Source organism: Streptomyces sp. NBC_00285, assembly GCF_036174265.1.
Taxonomy (GTDB): domain Bacteria; phylum Actinomycetota; class Actinomycetes; order Streptomycetales; family Streptomycetaceae; genus Streptomyces.
The window spans coordinates 4,939,362-4,961,161 of the sequence record NZ_CP108055.1; the positions used below are offsets into that span (position 1 = coordinate 4,939,362).

Genomic DNA, 21,800 nt, shown 5'->3' on the forward strand with positions numbered 1-21,800 from the left:
TCATCCGCATTGCCCGATATCGCCCAGTCTTGGAAATACCTCTTTCGGCTCGACGAATGGCAGCTATGCTTACCCGTCGACCATTCGGCGACTCGCATTTTGAGAGTCGTCGCAGATTACAGACGGGTACCCAGTGAATCGAAGAACTGACCAGTTCGATGCCACCGGAATATCAAAACGCCTGCTGCACGGGACCGTGCTGGGTGCGTTGCCCCTGGCGATCGCCATGGGACTGCTCGGCGCCGCTCCGGTGGTGGCGTCCACCGATTCCCCCGCCGACGATGGCGGCACGGCGAGCGGCGCGTACTCAGAGCGCGGCCGCGTGCTGGAGCTGTGGAAGGCCGGCGGGCCCGGCCTGCGCGCCGCCGCGGAAGTAGCCCTGACCAGTGGCGACGACGAGGTGCGGCATTTCCTGATCGATGTCGCGACCGAGACGGCATACCAGGACGACCGTGTGCAGACCGCGCAGATCGCGGGCCTCGGCGGGCGCGGCCTCCAGGAAGCCGCCCGCAAGGCGCTGACCGGCAGCCAGGGGGACCTGAACACCTTCCTGAAGGACGGTTGGAAGGCACCGCTGGAACAGGACCAGCGCGTCCGCATCGCCCAGATCGTCGACGCGGGCGGACCTGGCGTGCAGGAGGCCGGCCGCGCTGCGCTGGCAGGCGCGCCCAACGACATGGCCGACTTCCTCAACGACGGCCAGTACACCGAGCGTGAGCAGGACGAGCGCGTCCAGCTCGTGCAGATCGTGAGCACGGGCGGAGCCAACGTCCGGGCCGCGGGCCGGGTCGCCCTGGAGGGGACCACCGCAGACATCCGTGAGTTCCTCCAGGTCGGCCAGTACGTGGCCCGATCACGGGACCAGGAACGCGCCACAATCGCCCAACTCGCCGCCCAGGCGAAGGAAGCCGGACGCCAGGCGCGTGCGGAGACGGAGGCGGCCAAGGACGCCTCCGCGCGGGCCGTCGCGGCCTCGGCTCTGGCAAAGGAGGCGGCGCAGAAGGCCGCAGCCGAAACGGAGGCCGCCCGCAAGGACTCGGTACGGGCCGCGTCCGCTGCGTCCCGTGCGGCCACCGCCGCCAACCAGGCGGCGCGGGCAGCCCAGCAGGCCATCGAAGCGGCGCGCGCCGCCAACAACTCGGCCCGTACCGCCGCATCCGCCGCGACCCAGGCCGCGTCCGCCGCGGCAGGGGCCGCCCAGGCCGCCAGCCGGGCTCGTGGGGCGGCCGCCGACGCCGCCGCGGACCACGGCAAGGCGAGCGCGGCCCGCAAGGCCGCCGACGAAGCCAATGCCGCAGCCAAGGGCGCTCGACTCGCGGCGGACGCCGCCAACCAGGCCGGTATCGCCGCGACCGCGGCTGGAGACGCGGCGCGGGCCGCGACCAGCGCCGGCAGCAACGCCAACGCCGCCGCGGACGCCGCGACCGACGCCAGCCGTTACGCGGACCAGGCCGGTGTGAGTTCCGCCGAGGCCAGTGCCGCAGCCGCCGCTGCACGCGCTCAGGCGGCCGAGGCCACTCGTGCCGCCAATGCCGCTGAGAGTTTGGCCCGTAAGGCGGCCATTGCCGCGAACGAGGCCCGCGACGCGGCCAACTCTGCCGCCACTCACGCGGAGAACGCGGCCAAGGCGGCCAACGAAGCGGCCGACCACGCCGTGGAGGCCGGAAAGGCGGCGACCGAGGCGACCGCTCACGCGAAGGCCGCCAAGGAGGCGGCGGACACCTCGAGCTCGGCCGTGGCCAGGGCCAAGTCGGTGTTCACGCTGGCTCGTCAGATCGAGGCCGAGGAGCTGACCGCCCGTACGAACGAGACCGTCGCACGAGCCCGGCAGCTCAAGGCTCAGGAAGAGCGGCGGCAGGCGGCCGAGGACCGGGGGGCTCAGGCCTCCGCCAGTTTGGAGGCAGATGCACGGCGCCTGAGCACCGCTGCCTCCGCACCGGACGTGGATGAGTCGAAGCTGGCCACCGAGGGCCGTGACGTCGCATTGCGCACCCTGAAGACCCGCGGCCCCTGGAGCCGTACGGCGGCCGGTGAGGCGCTCTCCGGTGACACCGCCGACGTGGTGTCGTACCTGCGTTCCGGCCGGGTCGAGGCCACACAGGAGGACGAGCGGTCCCGGGTGGAGACGCTCGCCCTGGAGTCCCCGGCGTCCACCGTCCGCAGCGGGGCCGAGCAGGCACTGGGCGGCGACACCGCCAGGATCAGCTCCTTCCTGAAGAGCGGTCAGTACGAGGCTATGGCGGACGACCTGCGCGTCTACATCTCCAAGGTGATCTCCACCGGTGGCCCCAGCGTCCAGAGCTCGGGGCGCACGGCGCTGAGCTCCGGCTCCGTGGACAAGTACCGCACCTTCGTCACCGACGGGCAGGACACAGCCCGTACGGAGGACGAGCGGGTGCGGGCGGCGCAGCTCATCGACAGCGGGGGCTCCGAGGTCAAGGCAGCCGCCCGGATCGCGCTGGAGGGCCCCGCCCCGCTGCTGCACGCGTTCATCCAGCGGGGTCAGTACCAGGCGCAGCGCAAGGACCAGCTCGCCGCCAGCCATGTTGCCCTGCTGCAGCAGATGATCTCCGAGGCTGCTTCGGTGGCCGCCACCGCGCAGAAAAACGCGGCGGAGGCGGGCAAGGTCGCCGCTACAGCCCGCAAGGCGGCTGCCGAGGCCGCGGAGTACTCCAAGCAAGCCGACGCATCGGCGAAGGCAGCCAAGGGATACGCCGACGACGCCGCCAAGTCGGCCAAGGAAGCGGAGACGTCTGCAGCGAACGCCGCGGTCTCGGCCCGCACCGCGCGCGCCGCGGAGGCCGACGCCCACGCGGCAGCGGCACGGGCCATCTCCTCGGCCGCCGAGGCGCAGGGCTCCGCGAACTGGGCCCAGGGCTCCGCCGACGAGGCGTGGAGTGCGGCCCGTGAAGCGCGGGCGTCGGCGACGGCCGCGGGCAAGGACTCCGCGGCGGCCGGCAAGGCCATGCTGGAGGCCTTCCAGACGGCGGTCTCGAAGCAGCTGCAGGAGGAGGCCGAGTTCCGCAAGACGGAGGATGCCTGGCGCAATGCCCCGGACCCGGAGGGCCCACCGGAGGAGGACGACGGTTGGATTCCGGACTGGCTTGAGGACAAGGCCGATACGGTCCTCATCTACGGCGAGGCCATCCTGACCAACCCGGACCTCTGGGCCGGGCTTGCCGAGACAGGCACTGGTGTACTGATGATGGGCGTCGGCGTATCCGGCGACATCGCCGGAGGTGCGCTGTGCATCACCGGCATCGGCTGTCTCGCCGGCGCTCCGGCTATCGCCGCGAGCACGACCCTGGTCGTCGGGGGCGGGTTCACCAGCGCCGACGGGATCGGCCGCTTCAACGACGGCCTGGGGCAAGCGCTGCGCGAGGCGCAGAGCAAGAGCAACGCCGTGCAGAAAGTGCAGACCGGTCCGGTGCAGGCGCCGAAGGGCCTGCCAGGGTTTCCCAAAGCCACGATTGCCAAGGCCAAGACGCCCGTGCAGGGTGGTGGCGGCCTCCGTAAGCGGTGGAAGGACCCCAAGGGGGAGATCTACGAATGGGACTCCCAGCACGGCGCGGTCGAGAAGTACAACAAGCGCGGCAAGCACCTCGGGGAGTTCGACCCTAATACTGGAGCCCAGACCAAGCCCGCCGATCCGACCCGGAAGGTAAAGCCGTGACGGTGTACTACCTAGTCACCTGCTATCCCAAGGACGGTGACCAACCGCTCTCCTCGACCGATGCCACCGCCGTTGGCGCGGAGGCCTGGGGAGAACTCCTGGGCATGGCGCCGGAGCAGCTGACGGATGTGTATCCGCTGACGAAGGAGCACGCCGAGCGTGTGGAACAGCTGACCGGCATGACGCTCGACCTGGGGAAGTACGAGTACTTCCTCGAGACCGAGGCGGACTGACAGAACAGAGGGGGCCGTCCCTCAGGACGGCCCCCTTCGCTCAGTCGAACCAGCGGTCCCGTGCCAGTTCCGCCGTGCGGGACGGGTCCTCCAGCAGGGCCGCGACCTCGAAGCGGCGGGGCCACTGGCCCGCCGCCCAGGTGAGGCCCGCGGCCACGCCCTCCAGGGTGGACGCGTGCAGCACGCCGTCATTCGATAGGCGCCAGTCGATCTCCACGCCGTCCACGACGAGTTCCTCGTGCTCGACGTACGAGGCCGGAGTGCCCGGGCCCAGCAGCACCCGTACCGACTCCGGTACGTCGTGCTCGGTGCCCTCGGAGTCGACGGAACCGGTGACGGACTCGCTGAGGCGGCGGACCTGGAAGAGCTCGGCCAACTCCGCTGCCCTGGACGGGCGTACGGGCAGGAGGGGGACGCCCTGCGTGAAGGGCAGCAGGTCCGGTGAGTCGACGACCACCGCGTCCGCCGCGTCCACGACCTCGACCCGGCCGTCGGTCACGGCCCGCAACTCGTCGGGCAGGGTGACCTGTTCGGGGTCCAGGTCCGCCAACGCGCCGTAAAGGGCGTGGAGTTGCGAGCCGGTCACCGTACGGTCGGGGTCGGCGAGGCGGTCGAGGAGCTCCGCCGCGCCGCCCGGCTCCTCAAGGAGCGCCGCCACCGACGTCCGTACTCCCAGTGCCCGCAGCACCTGCTCGTCGTCGAACCCGGTCGCGTCGGCCTCGTCGTACAGGCCGCGCAGGAGGGGGTCCCCGCCCGAGGCCAGCAGGCCGGCCGGGCGGCGGCCGTCGAGCACCGGGTTTCCGCGCAGCCACCAGGCGGTGTAGGGCCGTACGACCTCGTGGGTGCCGTCCGGCAGCAGGATGCGGACCTGCTGGGTGATCGCGTCACGCAGCGGCGGCCGGGCGAGCATGGCCAGGGCCTGGGGCCACTTGTCGTCGTCGACCAGGTCGAGATCGCGCACGGCGACCAGTTCGGTGGCGACCGGCGGGACCGGTGTGTCCGGGAAGCGGTCGAGGATGTCCTCGCACCACACGTCCACGGCGTCCAGCAGCCCCGCGTCGTCCGGTTCGGCGAAGTCGCCGTCGCGCGGCTCCAGTTCGTCCGGGTCCAGGACCACGTCGGTGGCCCGCACCAGGACGAAGCCGGCGAGCACACCGCAGGCCGCGAGGGGCTGCTCGCCCCACTTCCCGGCCAGCTCGGCGTCCACGAAGGCGAGGTCGTCCTCACGCATGACCTGCGCGAACGGGCTGCCGGGGACCACGAGTTCACCCGCGGGGACCAGCTCGCCCTCCTCGTCGGGCAGGGCGAGCGCGCCCAGCCAGGGCTCCTCGCCGGGCTCCAGGCCCGCGTCCCGGACGAGCGTGAGGACGGTGTCGGCCAGCTCCTCGGCGTCCGGGGTGTCCTGCTCCCAGTCCAGTGCGCCGTCGTCGTCCATGGAGGCGGCGACGGCGGCCCGCACCTGGGGCGTGGTGAGCACCGCGCGCGGAGTCGCGGGCAGCGATCCCAGCTTCTCCAGGAGCGGGTGGACGGCGTCCGGGTGGGCGACCTTGAGACCGAGCCGGGCCAGGATCTCGGGGTCGGTCAGGGACCCGTCCGACGGGGGCAGCAGCACCTGCCGTGGCCCGATGGTGGTCCGCCCGTCGGCGAGCGGCACGGGCAGGCCGGAGAGCCGCTCGGGGTCGACGCCGGCGAGGCTGTCGTAGAGCCGCCGCCACCACCCCGGCTCCTTCTCCAGCCCCGCAAGGCGGTCCACGGCGTCGGCCAGCGGCACGCGGGCGACGTCCAGCGTCCGCAGCTCGACACGCCGTTCGAGACCGGCGGGCAGGAGGGTCGGCAGCACCTCGGCGAGCACCCGCACGGTGTCGGCGCCCGCCCCCTCCACGACCTCGGCCTCGCGCGGCCGTAGCGTCTCGGGCAGCTCCGCGTCGTCACCGGGCTCCAGTGCGGGCGGGAGAAACGCAGTGCGCGGGAGCCGCTCCAGGATCGCCTGCCGCAGACCGCCGTCCAGCTCCCCCTTGCCCAGCGGACCGGGCACGAGAGCGATGATGCCCTCGCCCACCGGCCGCCAGCCGGCGAGGAGTTCGGCGTACGCGTCCGCCGCGCGCTGCACGAGGAAGTCGGTCAGCGGCCCGGGCGCCGCGTGTCGGCGGGTGGTGTCCAGTGGGAACGACGCGATCAGCAGCGCGGGCACACCGAGGGGTTCGTCGCTGGGGGTCGGGGCGTGCACGACGGGGCTGGTGCGGGGGTGAGCAGGCGAGCCGTCGGCGTCGGCGGGCACAGCCCAGGTGAGGGACCAGTGCGGCCGCAGCCGCTCCTCGACGGGCCGGTCGGCGAGCAGCTCCGGGGTGAGCGGCCCGTGCGCGGACGCCGTACGCCACCGGGTCGTACCGTCTCGCGAGTCCGTCACGACGGTGAAGACGCCGTCGGTGCGGCGGCTGATCGTCCGGGTCGTGTCCGTCTCGATGACGACCTCCTCCAGCCCGGGGAGGGCGAGGAGGAGGGCGTCGTCGACGGCGTTCAGGAGGCGCTCGGCGAGGTCGGTCGCGGCGGGGTCGCGCAGGGGGAGGATGACGACGGTGTCGTACGGGTCCGGGGCGGTGCCCTCGGCGGGGAACGGGAGCCGCAGGAGCGGGACATGGCCGTCGCGGCGGCGGATCTCGTCGCCGAGCCCGGGGCTGTGGCGGGCGGTGTCCGTGGCCTGGTCGCGGGCCTCGGCGAGGGACCAGCGGACCCCGCCGTGCCGGCCGACGAGTGCGGGTTCGTCGGTGACTGCGAGCACGGAGGCGAAGCCGACGCCGAAGCGGCCGACCGAAGCCACCGCATCGGCCGGACCGGCCGCGTCCGCCGAGCCGGTCCGTGGTTCGCGCTTCGCGGAGGCGCGGAGGGTGGAGAGGGACTCGACACCGGTCGCGTCCAGCGGGGCGCCGGTGTTGGCGGCGAAGAGGACGCCTTCGCGCAGGGTCAGCCGGAGCCGGCCCGGCACCCCCGCCCGGGCCGCCGCGTCGGCGGCGTTCTGCGCGAGCTCGACGACCAGCCGGTCCCGGTACCCGCCGAGAACCAGGTCCTCCTCGGCGTTGGCGTCCTCCCGGAACCGGGCCGGACTGGTGGCCCAGGCGTCCAGCACACCTCGCCTGAGCCGGGCGGTCCCGAACGGGTCGGCACCCTCGGCTGCGGGCCGCACGAACTTGCTCACGTTGACTCTCCTCATCGGCGTGACGACGAAGGTACCGCGAGGAGGGAAAACGCCGTCTCCACCCCCGTGGCCCCGCCCCCGGGCCGCCGTTGGGGAACCCGATTCCCGCGAGCGGCGAAGTACAGGTGAAAGCCCGAGCTTCAGAGCGTTACAGCGACGAAAGGAGCCCCGATGACCGTCGAACCGGGCGTCAGGATGGGGCAGGACAGGGACGCCTCGGTGATCGAACGGTCGTGGGACGAGCCCGAGGCGTTCGCCGTCCTCTTCGACCGCCATGCCGACTCGGTGCACCGTTACGCGGCACGCCGGCTCGGCGCGGAGGCGGCCGAGGACGTGATGGCGGAGACCTTCACCACCGCGTTCCAGCAGCGCTTCCGGTACAACACCGACTCGGCCGACGCCCGCCCGTGGCTGTTCGGCATCGCGACCAACCTCATCGGCCGCCACCGGCGTGCCGAGGCCCGGCGGCTGAGGGCGTTCGGGCGGCTGTCCGCGCCCGCACCCGGCGGCCAGGCCGAGGAGACGGTCGCGGACCGGGTGGCGGCACGGGTCAGCGCGCAGGCCGTGCGCAGTGAACTCGCCCGCGCCCTGGCCCGGTTGCCCGCCCGGCACCGGGACGTGCTGCTGCTGGTGGCATGGGCCGACCTCGGCTACGAGGAGGTCGCGCGCGCCCTCGGCGTGCCGGTGGGGACGGTGCGGTCGCGGCTGCACAGGGCTCGCAGAAAAGTACGTGAGGCATTGGGCGGATCCGATCCCACAGCGCTCCGAGAGGAATCCGAAGATGAATGAGATCGAGCTCCTGAGGGAGTGGGACGCCGACGCGCCCCCTCTCACGGACACCGCCCGTGCCCGGGCCCGCTTCCGCCTGTACCAGGCGATGCAGGCCCCCGCCGCCGCACCCGCCACCGTCGTCGGCCGCCGTCCGCTGCTGCGGGTCGCTGTGGCCTGCGCCGCCGCGGCGGCGGTCACCGCGACCGTGGTGGTCGCCCAGAACACCGGGGACGGCGCGCCCCGGACCCAGGTGGTGAGCGCGAGCACCGTGCTGCGGGGGGCGGCGGCCGAGGCACTCAGGTCGGAGAAGCCGCTCATTCCGCGCGACGACCAGTTCATCTACACCAAGGGGATCATCGAGCAGACCCCGGTCTCGGGCGGCCCGAAGGAGACGTACGTCGACGAGAGCTGGAGCTCGGTCGACGGCTCCAAGAGGTCCTACGTCAGCGAGTTGGGCTACACCCAGTGGGTGCCGCCGGCCCAGAAGGGTCAGTACTCCTGGCCGCCGACCGAGTGGTCGAAGCTGGAGCAACTGCCCCTGGACCCGGGCAGGCTGACGATCACCCTGCGCGAGTCGGGAACGAAGCCGAACTTCGGCCGGCCGACCAGGGCCGACCAGTGGCCGCAGGTCCAGTTCCTCATCGCCTCACTGCTCCGCCACTCCGTCCTGCCCAAGGGGCTGCGCTCCGCGGCGTTCGAGGCGCTCGCCGACGTTCCCGGAGTCGAGGTGCTGCCCGGCCGGACGGACGCCGGCGGGCGCGCGGCCTTCGGTATCCGGTACGTGGGCCCGGCCGGTACCCCCTGGGCGTCCGGGAGGCGGGTGCTGCTCTTCGACGCGAAGTCGTACCAGTACCTCGGCCAGCGTGAGCGGCTCACGATCGACGGCACGACGTACGACCAGTGGTCGCACGTGGCCGCCGAGGGCGTGGTGGACCGGGTGTTCCAGCGCCCGTGAGCCGAAGGGCCCTACGAGTGGCCCAGCTCCGCCGACGCCTCGTCCGCGGTCTCCGGCACCGAGCCGGAGTCCCGGGCGGGGCGCAGCGGGAACGGGTCCACCCTCGTCTCGTCGACCACCGGCTCGGCCGGCTGCGCAGGCTTCGGCATGACCGCTGCTTCCGAGTGGCCGCCACAGCCGTAGGCCAGGGACACCACACGGCCGTCCGCCGGGGCGAACTCGTTGGCACACAGACCGAAGGCCTGCCCCAGGGAACCGCCCAGCGGGACCAGGAAGCCACAACTGACGCACGGCGCGGGAGCCGCCTGCGCCATCGGGGTCTTCGCCCCGAAGGAGTCCTCCCAGCGGTCGGCGGCGACATGAAGGCCGTAGCGGGACAGAACACGGGCGCGGCGCATGCCCAGTTCCTCGGCGACCGCCGCGATCGAACCCCGGGACGGCACCACCGGAAGATGCGACGGGGTGCCCGCGGTGAGGTCCGCGTCCTCCGCCTCGGCCAGCTCGGCCATCTCCTCGGAGACGGGCGCGCTCGGCAACGGCTCGTCCTCACCGGAGTAGCCGGGCTCCAGACGGAGGTCCTCGGCGTCGGTGGGGAGCAGATCGCCGGGACCCATGTCGCCGGGACGCAGACGTTCGCTCCACGGCACCCACTCGGGGGCCAGCAGCGCGTCCGCGCCGGGCAGCAGGACGACCTCGTCCAGGGTGACGTTCTTCGCACGGGAGGCGCGCGCGACGGTCACCGCCCAGCGCCAGCCCCGGTACCCGAGTTCCTTGCACTCGAAGTAGTGCGTGACGACGCGATCGCCCTCGGAGACCACGCCCGCGTGCTCACCCACCACGCCGGGCGCTGCGGCCTCCTCGGCTGCGTCGCGGGCGAGGTCGACGGCCTCGGCGCACTGGCGGTCGGGGGTGCGGCTTCGCGTTGTCGCTGCGCTCACAGGTATCGCTTCTCTCCTACGCCGTCACTCGGGTGCGCCGGCCTGAAGGCGGCGGATGCGGACGGAGCGGACCGAAGGGCCGCGTCGACGTCCGCGCCCAATCGCGCTCGGGCGCACCTGCTCCCATCCATTCTGCGGGATGTTTGAGAGGCGCGCGGCCGAGAACGTTCGCCACGGCGCGCTACGCACGCTACCTGTTCGCCGCCGCTCGGCCTACACCGACGTGACGGTTCGTTGCCTCCAGTGGGTCCGCAGTGGCACTTCATATGCGTTCATACGCGCGGTAACCGCACTACTCACAGGTTTCTCGGGGCACTATTGCGGGGTGGCAGCCACAAGGACACCCCAAGGAGCCACCGGGATCGGTGGCGGTTCGGGCCGGATGACCGGGTCCGTCCGTGCTGTCGGGCGCGCCCTGCACTTTCCGTTCACCGGTACGGCCCGCGGCATCCGCAAGGCGACCCACGCGCACGGGGCGGGCGAGTCCGGCCTCGGCAAACTGATCGAACTGCACGCCGTCAACGGCGCGGGCGACGTGATGATCACCGTGGCCCTCGCATCCACGGTGTTCTTCTCCGTCCCCACCGACGAGGCCCGTGGGCGTGTCGCCCTCTACCTCGCGATCACCATGGCGCCCTTCACGGTCCTCGCCCCCGTGATCGGCCCGCTCCTCGACCGCCTCCCGCACGGCCGCCGCGCCGCCATGGCGGGCGCCATGCTCGCCCGGGCGATGCTCGCCCTGATCATCTCCGGGGCGGTCGCCACCGGCAGCCTGGAGCTGTATCCGGCGGCTCTGGGCGTGCTGGTCGCCTCCAAGGGATACGGCGTCGTGAGAAGTGCCGTGGTGCCACGGCTGCTCCCGCCCCGTTTCTCCCTCGTGAAAGCCAACTCCCGGGTCACCCTGGGCGGACTCCTCGCCACCGGTGTCGCAGCACCCATCGGTGCGGGCCTGCAGGCCATCGGACCGAGCTGGCCGCTCTACGGCGCCTTCGTGATCTTCATCGGCGGCACGTTCCTGTCCTTCTCCCTGCCGCCGAAGGTCGACTCGGCCAAGGGCGAGGACGTGGCCCTGCTCGCGGCCGACGAGGAGCATCTGCACGGACCGCACCGCAAGGACGTCAAGCGACCCGGACTGCGCACGGTCGGCACCGCCGTCACCCACGCCCTCGGCGCGAACGCCGCCCTGCGCTGGCTCTCCGGCTTCCTCACCTTCTTCCTCGCCTTCCTGCTGCGCGAGCACCCCCTGACCGGGGAAAGTGCTGCGGTGTCCCTCGGCCTGGTCGCGGTCTCGGCGGGCGTCGGCAACGCGCTCGGAACGGCCGTCGGGGCGTGGCTCAGATCGAAGGGGCCGGAGATCATCATCCTGACCGTGGTGGCGTTCGTCCTGGGCGCCTCGATCACCGCCGCGATCTTCTTCGGGGCCCTCCTGGTCGCCGGCCTGGCGGCCGTCGCCGGGTTCTCGCAGGCCCTGTCCAAGCTGTCCCTGGACGCCCTGATCCAGCGCGACGTGCCCGAACTGGTCCGCACCTCGGCCTTCGCCCGCTCCGAGACCCTGCTCCAGGTGTCCTGGGTGTTCGGCGGCGCCGTCGGCATCGTGATGCCGCTCAACGGCTACCTCGGCCTCTCCGTGGCCGCCGTCGTCGTCGCCGTGGGCTGGCTGGCCACCGCGAAGGGGCTGCTGAGCTCGTCCCGGCACGGGGGCTCACCCCGGGCACGGGTGGCGTGACCGGCGGATCACACCGCGTGTGGCGTAACGAACGGGGCACGCCGACCCCGCGTAAGGGGACGGCTGGACCCGCCGGATAACCTTCCGCCATGACCACGCTGCCCCGCGGCGAAGCCGCCCATGTTCACCGCGCTGTGCGACGCCGCCGCGCCGTCGCCGCCGTCGGCCTCGTTTCCGCCGGACTGCTCGTCCTGTCGGCCTGCGACAAGCCGACGCCTCGCGTCACCGTCACGGCCGGTTCGACCTCGGTGAGCTCCGAGGCCACCTGCTACGACGACGGCAACGACATCGGCCAGACCAAGGCCGCCAAGTGCGCCCTCCAGAAGGGCGACGCCAAGACGATCAAGGTCAAGCAGAGCGAGACCCTGCGCGTCGGCGTCGACCAGAAGATCGCGGACACCGGCTGGGCCCTGTGGATCAACGGCCAGCAGATGACGTACGTGTACAAGAAGTCGTACTACGCCTTCGAGGGCGTCGACCTCTTCGCCCAGCAGCAGGGCCAGTCCCCGCAGAAGACGCTGTACATCAGCATCGTCGAGCAGGACAAGACGACCTCGGGCCAGAGCAAGGCCCACAAGGGCGTGTGGAACTTCAAGCTGGAGAACGCGGACTACTGATCCGCCGACGCCCGTGATGCGCATCCTCGTGGCCACCGCCGTCCCGGTCGAACGGGACGCGGTGGCCCGCGCGTTCAACGGCACCGCGCCGACGGTCGACGTCCTCGCCGCCGGTGTCGGGCCCGCCCTCGCCGCCGCCTCCACCGCCACCGCACTCACCAGAGCCGCCCTGGCAGGTACCCCCTACGGCCTCGTCGTCTCCGCCGGGATCGCCGGCGGGTTCCAGCCGGACGCGCCGGTCGGGTCGCTCGTCGTCGCCGACGAGATCACCGCGGCCGACCTCGGGGCCGAGACCGCCGACGGATTCGTGCCGGTGACCGAGCTGGGCTTCGGCACCGTCACCCACCGTCCGCCCGCCGCACTCGTACGGGACGCCGTGGCCGCGACCGGCGCACGGGCCGGAGCCGTGCTCACCGTCTCCACGGTGACCGGTACGGCCGCCAGGGCCGCGGCGCTGCGCACCCGCCACCCCACCGCCCTCGCCGAGGCCATGGAGGGCTTCGGGGTCGCCGAGGCGGCCGGGGCGCACGGGGTGCCCGTGCTGGAGATCCGCGCCGTCTCCAACCCGGTCGGCCCGCGCGACCGGGCCGCCTGGCGCATCGGTGACGCGCTCGCGGCCCTGACAGCGGGATTCGGGAAGCTGACGCCCGTACTGGAGAGTTGGAACCAGCATGACGACTGAACCCCTCAAGCCTTCGCAGCCCTTGCAGATCGCGTACTCGCCCTGCCCGAACGACACCTTCGTCTTCGACGCCCTCGTGCACGGCCGCATCCCCCAGGCACCCGCACTGGACGTGACCTTCGCCGACATCGACATCACCAACGGCATGGCCGAGCGCGGCGAGTTCGACGTGCTGAAGGTGTCGTACGCCGTGCTGCCGTACGTCCTGGACGAGTACGCGCTGCTGCCCTGCGGCGGTGCGCTGGGGCGGGGCTGCGGGCCGCTGGTGCTCACCCGGGACGCCGGGGCGGATCTGACCGGGCGCAGGGTCGCCGTGCCGTCCGAGAGGTCGACGGCGTACCTGCTGTTCCGGCTCTGGGCGGCGGACGTCCTTCCCGGGGGGGTCGGGGAGATCGTCGTGATGCCGTTCCACGAGATCATGCCCGCCGTGCGGGACGGGAAGGTCGACGCGGGCCTCGTCATCCACGAGGCCCGGTTCACGTACCAGAACTACGGGCTCCACAAACTCGCCGACATGGGCGAGCACTGGGAGTCGACGACAGGGCTGCCGATTCCCCTGGGCGCGATCATCGCCAAGCGGTCACTGGGGGCACAGCGGCTTTCGTCGCTCGCCGACTCCATCCGCACCTCGGTGCGGGCCGCTTGGGACGAGCCCGAGGTTTCCCGGCCCTATGTGATGGCACATGCGCAGGAGATGGATCCCGGCGTTGCCGACCAGCACATCGGTCTGTACGTCAACGAGTTCACCGAAGACCTCGGAGAAGACGGATATGCGGCGATTCGGGGGCTGTTGACCCGCGCGGCCGTGGAAGGCCTTGTGCCTGCTTTGCGACCCGGTGCTCTGTCGTTCGTCTGAACCGTCATTGCGGCCGGCCGCGCAGTTCCGTGAACTCCTTTGGCAGGTTCGGCCATTGGGCCAGTTTCAACATGCCCAGGACCCGGTGGATCAGGAAACCCGCCAGCGGGAGTTCCACACACACCGCCAGTGCTGCCGACCACCACACGTCCGGGGTTCCCAGCGCCAGCGACACGTCGAACCACGCGTCGCACACCAGGAGCGCTCCCGTCGCGACGGCCGCCACGACCACCGCCCGGTGGCGACGCCAGCCGAGTACGGCCGTGGCCGCCATCGCGAGCAGAAGCAGCACGTCGAAGCCGACCCAGGTGATGCGCCACTGGCGGACCGTGTAGCCGCTGGGCAGCGTGAAGGCCAGCAGGACCGTCCACGGGACGAGCCCCACCGCGCACACGGTCAGCAGTTCCAGGGTGTGGCGCCGCTGCCGTTGGATCTGCTCAAGCAGTTGGGGCGACGGCGCCTCGGTCCGTATCCCGCTCACTACACGTCGAGTTGGTCGGCGACCGCCCGCAACAGACCGGCGATCTTCCCGCCGGCGACCTTGTCGGGATAGCGGCCGCGCTCCAGTATCGGCGTGATGTTCTCGAGAAGAGTCGTCAAATCCTGCACAATGGACGCCAGTTCGTCCGGCTTCTTGCGCTGGGCCGCCGCGACCGAGGGGGCGGGTTCCAGGAGGGTCACCGAAAGCGCCTGGTCACCGCGCTGGCCGGCGACCACGCCGAACTCCACCTTCTGGCCGGGCTTCAGCGTCTCGACTCCGGCGGGGAGGACCGAGGAATGGACGAAGACGTCACCGCCGTCGTCACGGGAGAGAAAGCCGAAGCCCTTCTCACTGTTGAACCACTTGACTTTGCCGGTAGGCACGTCTGTCCTCGTCCTCGTACTTGTCGGAAAACTGCATCTGAAACGGCTCTTGATAGCACTTGGGCGGGTCGTCGGGACCCGCCGGTTCCAAGGCTAATGGGGAACGGTCCGGTGACAAGACGTCGCCCGGTTGTTCCTTCGGGCAGGGAACTACCCTGGTCCGGTGCGTGACAAAACCCAATCGAATTCCGCTGCTCCCGGTGACCGACTGATCCGTGCCGGAGCCATCGTCTTCTTCGTCGGCGCGGTGGCCACACTCGTCACCGTGGCCCCGTTTCTGCTCGGAACGACACCATTTCCGACCTACATGTTCGGATTGAGCATGCTCATGGCCGTCGGCTTCGTGGTGGCCGGTGCGGGAGTGCTGCAATCCGTCGCGGCGGGAAGGCGTCAGGCGCGGGCCGGAACACAGCCCGGGCGGTAGTCCGAAAACCACCTGGGGAACTCGGTGAGATCGCCCAGCACGACATCCGCCCCGGCCGCACTCAGTTCCCCGGCGCTGCACGGGCCCGTGGGCACGGCGACCGAGAGTGCCTCGGCGAACCGCGCACCGCGTACGTCGCCGACGTGGTCGCCGACGTAGATGCTCGCGCCGTGCTCGCGCAGTGCGAGCGCCTTCTGCTCGGCCCACAGGTTGCCGATCACCGCGTCGGGCGCCATGTCCAGGTGTTCCATGTGCAGTTCGGCGTTGGGCTGCCACTTGGCCGTGACGACGATCGCCCGCCCGCCGGCCGCCTGTACGGCCTCGACGGCCTCGCGGGCGCCGGGCATCGCGAGGGTCCCGGTGATGGCGTAGGCCGGGTAGAGCTCGCGGTAGAGGTCCGCCATGGCCGGTATCCGGTCCGTGGGGAACCAGTGCGCCATCTCCTCCTCCAGCGGCGGGCCGAGCCGCGTGACCACGAGGTCGGCGTCGACGTGGGTTCCCGTCCGTTCGGACAGTTCCACCCAGCAGGCGTGGATGCCGGGGCGGGAGTCGATCAGCGTCATGTCGAGGTCGAAGCCGACGGTCGGGGCGGAGATGCTCGCAGAGGCCATATGGGTCATTGTGCCGGGCAGGCGGGGCGGGCGGACACCGGGTTTTCCGGGGCTCATCGTCTCCGTTGGGAGCGCCACACCAGGAACAGGGCCGAGGCCACGGCAGCGCCGCGCACGACCCACGGCCAGGTCTCGGAGACGGCGTCGTTCATGTGGCCCTGGGCGATGGGCTCGCCCCAGCGGCCTTCGTTTCTGCCCCACAGCCAGAGGAGCCCGGCGGTGAGGGAGAGGCCGGGCAGGAACACGACCGCCCACTTCGTCTCGGCGTCGCTGAGGCGGCGCGAGGCCCAGGCGATGAGCCAGCCCACGGCGAGGACGATCAGGTTGCCGAGCACGGCACCGGTGATGAGGAGGGCCGCGGCGATCAGGAGGAGGGGGTTGCTCCAGCCGCCGGTGACCACGCCGTCGGCGCGGGAGAAGGGGCGACGGCGGACCGGGGCGGCCTCGACGGCGGGTTCTACGGCCGCAACGGCCCGTTTGCGCTTCCACCAGGCGGTACGGGTGGCTGCCGGGATCTCCGCAGCCTGCTCGACGGCCGGTGCCGGTTTCTCCTCGGGCTTCTCCTTGGGTGGCGGGGGCTTCAGCAGTTCCGGGATCTCCACTCCGCCCACGAAGCCCGGCACGCTGTCGCCGACACCGAAGGGGCTGCTGTCCACCCGCCACCAGTCGGGCTGGGAGGCGCTGTCGCCGAGTTCGTCGAGGCCGGCCTGGTGGGGGCCGGAGGACGTGTCGCGGTCGGTGGAGGGGGCGGGCTGCGGGGGCACGGCGGGGCGCGGGCCCGGTACGACCTTGCGCAGCCCCTTCCGGGGGCGCTCGGTGTCCTGTGACGCGCGGTCCCGCTGTACGGGCATGGAGACGACCGGTGTCTGGGGGGCGTTGCCGGCCGTGCCTCCGGCGGCGGTGACCACCTCGTCGGGGCTGCCCAGTCTCGCGATGATCCGGCGGACGGCGGCGGGTGAGTCCACGGTGGCTTCGGCGCGCCGACGGTCGATCTCGCCGCGCAGCGCTGTGACGAGCCGCATGCGGGTGGATGACGGCAACTGCCGCTGGTGCGCGACGTCGCCGACGCGGCTCAGATACTCGTAGACGACCTGGTCGCTCTCGATACCCACGAAGTCCCCTCCGGGGCGGGTGTGTTCGGTACCCCGTGGGAGGACGTTAGCGCAGGCGGGTGTCGGGCGGACGGGGTCGGGCGTCGGGTCGGTCGGTGCATGCGCGTCCGCGGGATGTTCCGTTCGGCGGGCGGGTGCGGATGTCGCCGGTCGGGAGGCCGTGGGCGCTCCTGGCGCGGTCCGGTACCCGCTACCGTTGGTCGGATGAGCAACCCGGCCGTACCGCCGCGCTCCCTCGCGGAAGCGCTCCGGGCCAGGGACGACGTGTCCCTGGCCGCGCTTTTGCGTGCCCGCCCCGATCTCATCACCCCTGTGCCCACGGACCTGACGCAGCTCGCGACACGGGCCGGGACGCGGGCGTCGGTGGTGCGGGCGCTGGAGCGGTTGGACCGTTTCGCGCTGCAGACCGCGGAGGCGCTGGCCGTCGCGGCGGAACCGGCGCCGTATGCGGAGCTGCTGGCGTTGCTGACCGGCGACGCGGGTGACGCGGCGGTCTCGGCGGCGCTGCCGCACGCCTTGGCGACCCTGCGGGAGCAGGCTCTGGTGTGGGGTGACGAGGACCGGCTGCGGCTGGTCCGCACGGCCCGTGAAGTGCTCGCGCCCTCGCCGCAGCATCCGTCGCCGACGGGGCTCGGTCCGACGGTGCAGGAGGCGACGGCGGGGATGTCCCCGGGTCGCATCCAGGAGCTCGTCACGGCGGTGGGGCTCGGTTCGACCCATGACGCGGTGTCGGCGGTGGCGTCGCTGGCGGATCTGTTCACGGACAGGAAGCGGATGGCGGTGCTGCTCGCCGGGTTGGCGGAGGAGTCCCGGGAGGTGCTTTCGCGGCTGGTCTGGGGGCCGCCGTACGGCCAGGTCACGGCCGACCCGGCGCCTCATCTGCGTCGCCTGCTCACCTTGGGGCTGTTGGTGCCGACGGCGCCCGGGACGGTCGTACTGCCTCGGGAGGTGGCCCTGCATCTGCGTGGTGGCCGGGCGCACCGTGAGGTGGAGCCGTTGCCGCCGGTCGTGGAGCCCGGCGTGACCCACCGTCCACAGGTTGTGGACGCGACGGCGGCGGGGCAGGCGTACACGGCGCTGGCGACCGTCGAGGAGTTGCTGAAGGACTGGGACGAGGGCGGGCCCGCGGTGTTGCGGGCGGGTGGCCTCAGTGTCCGTGACCTCAAGCGGACGGCTGTCGCGCTGGACGTGGCGGAGCCGGTGGCCGCGTTCTGGGTCGAGCTGGCGTATGCGGCGGGTCTGTTGGCTTCCGACGGGGAGGCCGATGAGCGGTATGCGGCGACTCCGGCGCACGACGAGTGGCTGGAGCAGCCCTCGGCGCAGCGCTGGGCGCGGCTGGCGGAGGCCTGGCTGACGGCGACGCGGACGTCGGGGTTGGTCGGTGGCCGGGACGCGAAGGACCGCACGCTGTCGACGCTCGGCCCGGGGCTGGACCGCAGTGCGGCGCCGGAGGTGCGGCATCGGGTGCTGACGTTGCTGGCGGGGCTGCCGCAGGGGGTGGCGCCGTCGCCCGGGTCGGTGCTGGCCCGGCTGCGTTGGGAGCGCCCGTTGCGGGGTCCGCAGCGGGAGGACGATGTGCGGTCGCGGCTGGCCGAGTGGACGCTGAAGGAGGCGGAGCTGCTGGGGGTGACGGGGCGGGGCGCGTTGTCGGGGCACGGGCGGGCGCTGCTGGGGGCGGGTGTGCCGAAGGCGCCGGGCGTGGTGCCTTCGGGCCCTGGGGACAAGCTCCCCGTGCATCATCATCGGGAGCGTCATCCTGCGGTCCCGGAGCCGCTCTCCCGCACCGAACAGGCCGCCGCGTCCGCCGCTGCGGCCCGGCTGCTGGCGCCGTTGCTGCCCGAGCCGCTCGATCACGTCCTGCTGCAGGCCGACCTGACCGCGGTGGCCCCCGGCCCGCTGGAACGGCCGCTCGCCGATGTGCTGGGTGTGCTCGCGGATGTGGAGTCGAAGGGCGGGGCGACGGTGTACCGGTTCACGCCCGGGTCGGTGCGCCGTGCCCTGGATGCCGGGCAGTCCGCGTCCGATCTGCATGCCTTCCTGGCCGCGCACTCGCGGACGCCGATCCCGCAGCCGTTGACGTATCTGATCGACGATGTGGCGCGCAAGCACGGCCATCTGCGGGTGGGTGCCGCTTCGGCGTACGTCCGCTGTGACGACGACGCGCTGCTGAACGAGATCCTCGCCGACAAGCGCGCCGCGGGTCTGCGGCTGCGTCGGCTGGCTCCGACGGTGCTGGCCGCGCAGGCCGATCCGGCGTCGCTTCTGGACGGTCTGCGGGCGATGGGTTTCGCACCGGCAGCCGAGTCCGCGGAGGGGGATGTTCTGATCACCCGTGCCCTCGCCCACCGCACTCCGCCGCGTACGGCTCCCGAACCCGTCCCGGACGGCCCCCCGGTCCCTGACGCGACCCTTCTCTCGGCTGCGATCCGGGCCGTGCGCGCGGGTGATCTGGCGTCCACGGCCGCGCACCGGCCGACCGACCGGCCTGCGCCGGTCGCCGGCGGGCTCCCTCGCACCGGTTCCGCCGAGACGCTGGCCACCATGCAGGCCGCCGTCCTCACGGGCGAGTCGCTGTGGATCGGCTACGTGAACGCGGAGGGTGCGGCCAGTCAGCGCGTCATCGCGCCCGTCCGTGTCGAGGGCGGCTTCGTGACGGCGTACGACCACACGGCGGACGAGGTCAGGACGTACCCGTTGCACCGGGTCACGGGAGTGGCGGAGTTGGCGGAGGACTAGCCAGGGCCCCGCGCATCGTCTCGGTGAAGCGGTGTCCGGCCGGCAGGAGTTCGCCGCTGTCGAGGAGGGTGTCGACGGCGTCGCGGGTGTAGCCGTGCCAGGTGGTGTGTTCCCGTGCGGCCCGGAGGTCGGGCGGGGCGGTGGTGTGTTCGGTGGACCAGAAGTCGCACACGCCGAGGTGGGCGTAGGTCCCCTGGAGGAGCGCGTCCAGCGGTCGGGGGTCGGGGCGCCACGGGGCGTGGTAGCGGGCCTGGGACACCGGGCCGTGCAGCGGGACCAGGTCGAGCAGGGCGCCGAGTTGGATGTGCAGGAACTCGTGGACCAGGGTGAGGGCGAGGAGTACCGGGTCGGCGGGCGGGGACAGGGCGACCGCGCCGTAGGCCCGGCGGGCCGCGGAGCTCACGGAGGTGCCGCCGGGCGCGGGGCGCAGGGGCACGAGGGTGGACAGACAGGCGGCGACTGCCTCGGCGTGCCAGGGGTGGCGGCGGACCAGGATCTGCCAGGCGCCGTCCAGGAGTTGCTGCCAGTGCCGTACCTCGTCGGCGGTCTGGGTGTCGGCCGGCGGGTGGCCGTGCACGGCGCGGAAGGGGCCGCGGTCGGCGAGCCGCAGCCGCAGTACGGCGCCGTCGCACTCGGTGGTCAGCAGGCGTGGCCCGGACAGTGCGGCCGGTCCCGCGTGGACGAGTTCGCCGAACCAGGTGAGGTCGGGGTCGCCTCCGTGGGCGCGTTCGGCCAGTGCGCGGGCCAGTCCTTCGTCCAGGTAGGGGTGGAGCATGGTCTGCTGCCAGCGGTCCGGGTTCTCGCGGTGCATGCGGGCGAGGGCTCGGTAGGGCTCCTCGAAGGCGGCGGAGGACCGGCGCAGGGCCGCCGTCAGGAGCATGCGTTTGCCGAGCTGGCCGCGCCGCAGCACGGTCACGGCCGCACCGCCGCCGCGGGCGCGGGCGATGGCGTCGAACGTGCCGGGGTCGATGTCGTGCAGGGCGAGGGAGTCGGCGGCGTGGGGTGCGTCGGGGGGTGGGGCGGACACGGAGGGCCGGCTCCTCACGGTCGGGGCGGGTGGTGCGGCGGTGTCATCAGGGCAGCGGCTGTGCGGCCGTGCCGAGCGCTGTGACGTCCTGGCGCAGGCGTCCGGCGATGTGGTCGACGAGGACGGCGAGGTCCGCGCAGTAGACGGACGGGGCGGCGAAGGGTGTGGGCGTGGCCCCGGGCCGGTAGCGGTGGGCGTAGAGGCCGCCGCCGCAGACCGTCGAGCGGGTGCAGGCCGCGCAGACGGGGGCGAGTCCGGCCAGGCCGCGCTGGCGGGCCCGGAACGCCTCGTGGCGGGCGGCGTCGGCGAAGGTGTGCTGGAAGACGTCCAGGCCGGTGGCCGGGGCCCCGGGATAGGTCACCTTGAGGGAGTCGGCCTGCTCGATGGTGCCGTCGGTCTCGACGACCACGAGGTCGACCGGGGTCAGTCCGACGGACTCGCTGCGGGCGGTTCCGCCGAGCAGCAGGACGGCGATCTCCTCGAAGAGCCGGATCCCGGTCTCCCTGCGCGGTGCGCCGTACCAGCGGTCGAACACCGCGCACAGCCAGCGCGCGTACGGCACCGGTTCCGCGGGGACGGCGCCGGGTGCCGCCGGGGGCGGGGTGGTGCGGCCGCCGAGTCCGGGCGGCGGGGTGTGCCAGGTGGCGTGCGGCAGGAGCAGGTCCAGTCGGGGCGGGGAGAACTCCAGCAGGGCCTCGTAGGTCTCCACCGGGTCGGCGGTGAGGTCGATGGCGCACAGCAGTCCGGCGTACAGGGCGTGGTGGGGGCCGTCGGTGAGGAGTCTCAGTGCCCGTGCGACCCCGGTGTGGCTGCCCCGGCCGTCGGGGCGTCTGCGGTGGCGGTCGTGGGTGGCGGCGGTGCCGTCGAGGCTCACGCCGATCCGTACTCCGTGGCGGGCCAGGACGGGCAGCAGTGCCGGGTCCTCGGCGAGCCTGAGGCCGTTGGTCTGCAGGGTGAGCCGCAGTGCGGCCACTCCGTCCAGGGCGTCGGCGAGGACGTGCAGCATGGCGTCCAGGCGGGCGGCGCCCACCAGCAGCGGTTCGCCGCCGTGCAGGACGACGTGGACCTCGCGCAGTCGGTGTGTGCGGGCGTGCCCGGCGATGAGTGCGGCTGTGCGGCGCACGGTCTCGGGTGTCATGACCTTGGGGCGGTCGCGCCAGCTCTGGTCGGCCGACTCGTACATGTAGCAGTAGTCGCAGGCGAGGTTGCAGCGGCTGTGGATCTTCAGCAGGAACTGCCGGAAGGGAACCATGGGCCAGCCTCGCTGGATCGCGCCGGTGCCCGGGCCGCTCCCGCCGGCGGCCGGGACGACACGGGAAACGGTGTGGCGGGTGGCGGCATCCTACAACCCGTCAGCTCCGGGGCCCGCGGCGTCTTGGCCG

Annotated in this window: 18 protein-coding genes; 10 read left to right on the plus strand and 8 right to left on the minus strand. The window is 72.5% G+C overall.

Translation table 11 applies throughout. The features are described from left to right. Window positions 1-133 precede the first annotated feature (133 nt). Window positions 134-3,673, plus strand: a complete 3,540-nt coding sequence (locus tag OHT57_RS22645) for a colicin E3/pyocin S6 family cytotoxin (protein ID WP_328748308.1) — start codon at window positions 134-136, stop codon at window positions 3,671-3,673. Continuing rightward, window positions 3,670-3,906: a DUF7683 domain-containing protein gene (locus OHT57_RS22650; protein ID WP_328748309.1), complete on the plus strand. Its 237-nt coding sequence runs from the start codon at window positions 3,670-3,672 to the stop codon at window positions 3,904-3,906. The genes OHT57_RS22645 and OHT57_RS22650 overlap by 4 nt, the downstream gene beginning before the upstream one ends. A 40-nt stretch (window positions 3,907-3,946) precedes the next feature. Here OHT57_RS22650 and OHT57_RS22655 read toward each other — a convergent pair whose 3' ends face one another. Then, window positions 3,947-7,099 (minus strand): sacsin N-terminal ATP-binding-like domain-containing protein, encoded by a 3,153-nt coding sequence (locus OHT57_RS22655; RefSeq protein ID WP_328748310.1) that lies wholly within the window; start codon window positions 7,097-7,099, stop codon window positions 3,947-3,949. Between the two features lie 171 nt (window positions 7,100-7,270). Between OHT57_RS22655 and OHT57_RS22660 the strand changes: the two genes are divergently transcribed. Continuing rightward, complete coding sequence (locus OHT57_RS22660) at window positions 7,271-7,888, plus strand: RNA polymerase sigma factor (RefSeq protein ID WP_328748311.1); 618 nt, start codon at window positions 7,271-7,273, stop codon at window positions 7,886-7,888. After that, window positions 7,881-8,825 carry a CU044_5270 family protein gene (locus OHT57_RS22665; RefSeq protein ID WP_328748312.1) on the plus strand — a complete coding sequence of 315 codons (945 nt, stop codon included), beginning with the start codon at window positions 7,881-7,883 and terminating at the stop codon, window positions 8,823-8,825. Before OHT57_RS22660 ends, OHT57_RS22665 begins: the two co-directional genes overlap by 8 nt. Before the next feature lie 11 nt (window positions 8,826-8,836). Here the strand turns inward: OHT57_RS22665 and OHT57_RS22670 are convergent, their stop codons facing one another. Next, on the minus strand, window positions 8,837-9,763 hold the full coding sequence (locus tag OHT57_RS22670; RefSeq protein ID WP_328748313.1) for a DUF3027 domain-containing protein: 927 nt from the start codon (window positions 9,761-9,763) through the stop codon (window positions 8,837-8,839). A gap of 382 nt (window positions 9,764-10,145) precedes the next feature. On the opposite strand from OHT57_RS22670, the gene OHT57_RS22675 reads away from it, so the two are divergent. The 4 genes from OHT57_RS22675 to OHT57_RS22690 all read left to right on the plus strand — a co-directional run bounded on the left by OHT57_RS22675 (window position 10,146) and on the right by OHT57_RS22690 (window position 13,644). Continuing rightward, window positions 10,146-11,489 (plus strand): MFS transporter, encoded by a 1,344-nt coding sequence (locus OHT57_RS22675; RefSeq protein WP_328753289.1) that lies wholly within the window; start codon window positions 10,146-10,148, stop codon window positions 11,487-11,489. Between the two features lie 89 nt (window positions 11,490-11,578). Further along, the gene (locus OHT57_RS22680; protein ID WP_328748314.1) at window positions 11,579-12,106 is read left to right on the plus strand and encodes a hypothetical protein; all 528 of its coding nucleotides are present in this window, start codon (window positions 11,579-11,581) and stop codon (window positions 12,104-12,106) included. A gap of 16 nt (window positions 12,107-12,122) precedes the next feature. Continuing rightward, window positions 12,123-12,788, plus strand: a complete 666-nt coding sequence (locus OHT57_RS22685; protein ID WP_328753290.1) for a futalosine hydrolase — start codon at window positions 12,123-12,125, stop codon at window positions 12,786-12,788. Continuing rightward, window positions 12,778-13,644, plus strand: a complete 867-nt coding sequence (locus OHT57_RS22690; RefSeq protein ID WP_328748315.1) for a 1,4-dihydroxy-6-naphthoate synthase — start codon at window positions 12,778-12,780, stop codon at window positions 13,642-13,644. The genes OHT57_RS22685 and OHT57_RS22690 overlap by 11 nt, the downstream gene beginning before the upstream one ends. A gap of 4 nt (window positions 13,645-13,648) precedes the next feature. Here the strand turns inward: OHT57_RS22690 and OHT57_RS22695 are convergent, their stop codons facing one another. Together OHT57_RS22695 and OHT57_RS22700 are read right to left on the minus strand one after the other, a co-directional pair. Further along, on the minus strand, window positions 13,649-14,125 hold the full coding sequence (locus OHT57_RS22695; RefSeq protein WP_328748316.1) for a hypothetical protein: 477 nt from the start codon (window positions 14,123-14,125) through the stop codon (window positions 13,649-13,651). Further along, window positions 14,125-14,508 carry a cold-shock protein gene (locus OHT57_RS22700; RefSeq protein WP_328748317.1) on the minus strand — a complete coding sequence of 128 codons (384 nt, stop codon included), beginning with the start codon at window positions 14,506-14,508 and terminating at the stop codon, window positions 14,125-14,127. The genes OHT57_RS22695 and OHT57_RS22700 overlap by 1 nt, the downstream gene beginning before the upstream one ends. Window positions 14,509-14,671: 163 nt before the next feature. Here OHT57_RS22700 and OHT57_RS22705 point away from each other — a divergent pair, with 163 nt between their 5' ends. Next, window positions 14,672-14,932, plus strand: a complete 261-nt coding sequence (locus OHT57_RS22705; protein ID WP_328748318.1) for a hypothetical protein — start codon at window positions 14,672-14,674, stop codon at window positions 14,930-14,932. Here the strand turns inward: OHT57_RS22705 and OHT57_RS22710 are convergent. Further along, on the minus strand, window positions 14,899-15,543 hold the full coding sequence (locus OHT57_RS22710) for an HAD family hydrolase (protein ID WP_328748319.1): 645 nt from the start codon (window positions 15,541-15,543) through the stop codon (window positions 14,899-14,901). The genes OHT57_RS22705 and OHT57_RS22710 overlap by 34 nt on opposite strands. A gap of 53 nt (window positions 15,544-15,596) precedes the next feature. Continuing rightward, window positions 15,597-16,655, minus strand: coding sequence for a hypothetical protein (locus OHT57_RS22715; RefSeq protein WP_328748320.1), 1,059 nt, complete (start codon window positions 16,653-16,655; stop codon window positions 15,597-15,599). A gap of 204 nt (window positions 16,656-16,859) precedes the next feature. Here OHT57_RS22715 and OHT57_RS22720 point away from each other — a divergent pair, with 204 nt between their 5' ends. Continuing rightward, the gene (locus tag OHT57_RS22720) at window positions 16,860-19,391 is read left to right on the plus strand and encodes a helicase C-terminal domain-containing protein (protein ID WP_328748321.1); all 2,532 of its coding nucleotides are present in this window, start codon (window positions 16,860-16,862) and stop codon (window positions 19,389-19,391) included. Here the strand turns inward: OHT57_RS22720 and OHT57_RS22725 are convergent. Further along, the gene (locus OHT57_RS22725; RefSeq protein ID WP_328748322.1) at window positions 19,360-20,418 is read right to left on the minus strand and encodes an aKG-HExxH-type peptide beta-hydroxylase; all 1,059 of its coding nucleotides are present in this window, start codon (window positions 20,416-20,418) and stop codon (window positions 19,360-19,362) included. The genes OHT57_RS22720 and OHT57_RS22725 overlap by 32 nt on opposite strands. Before the next feature lie 46 nt (window positions 20,419-20,464). Beyond that, window positions 20,465-21,670: an FxsB family cyclophane-forming radical SAM/SPASM peptide maturase gene (locus tag OHT57_RS22730; protein WP_328748323.1), complete on the minus strand. Its 1,206-nt coding sequence runs from the start codon at window positions 21,668-21,670 to the stop codon at window positions 20,465-20,467. Window positions 21,671-21,800: the final 130 nt, after the last annotated feature.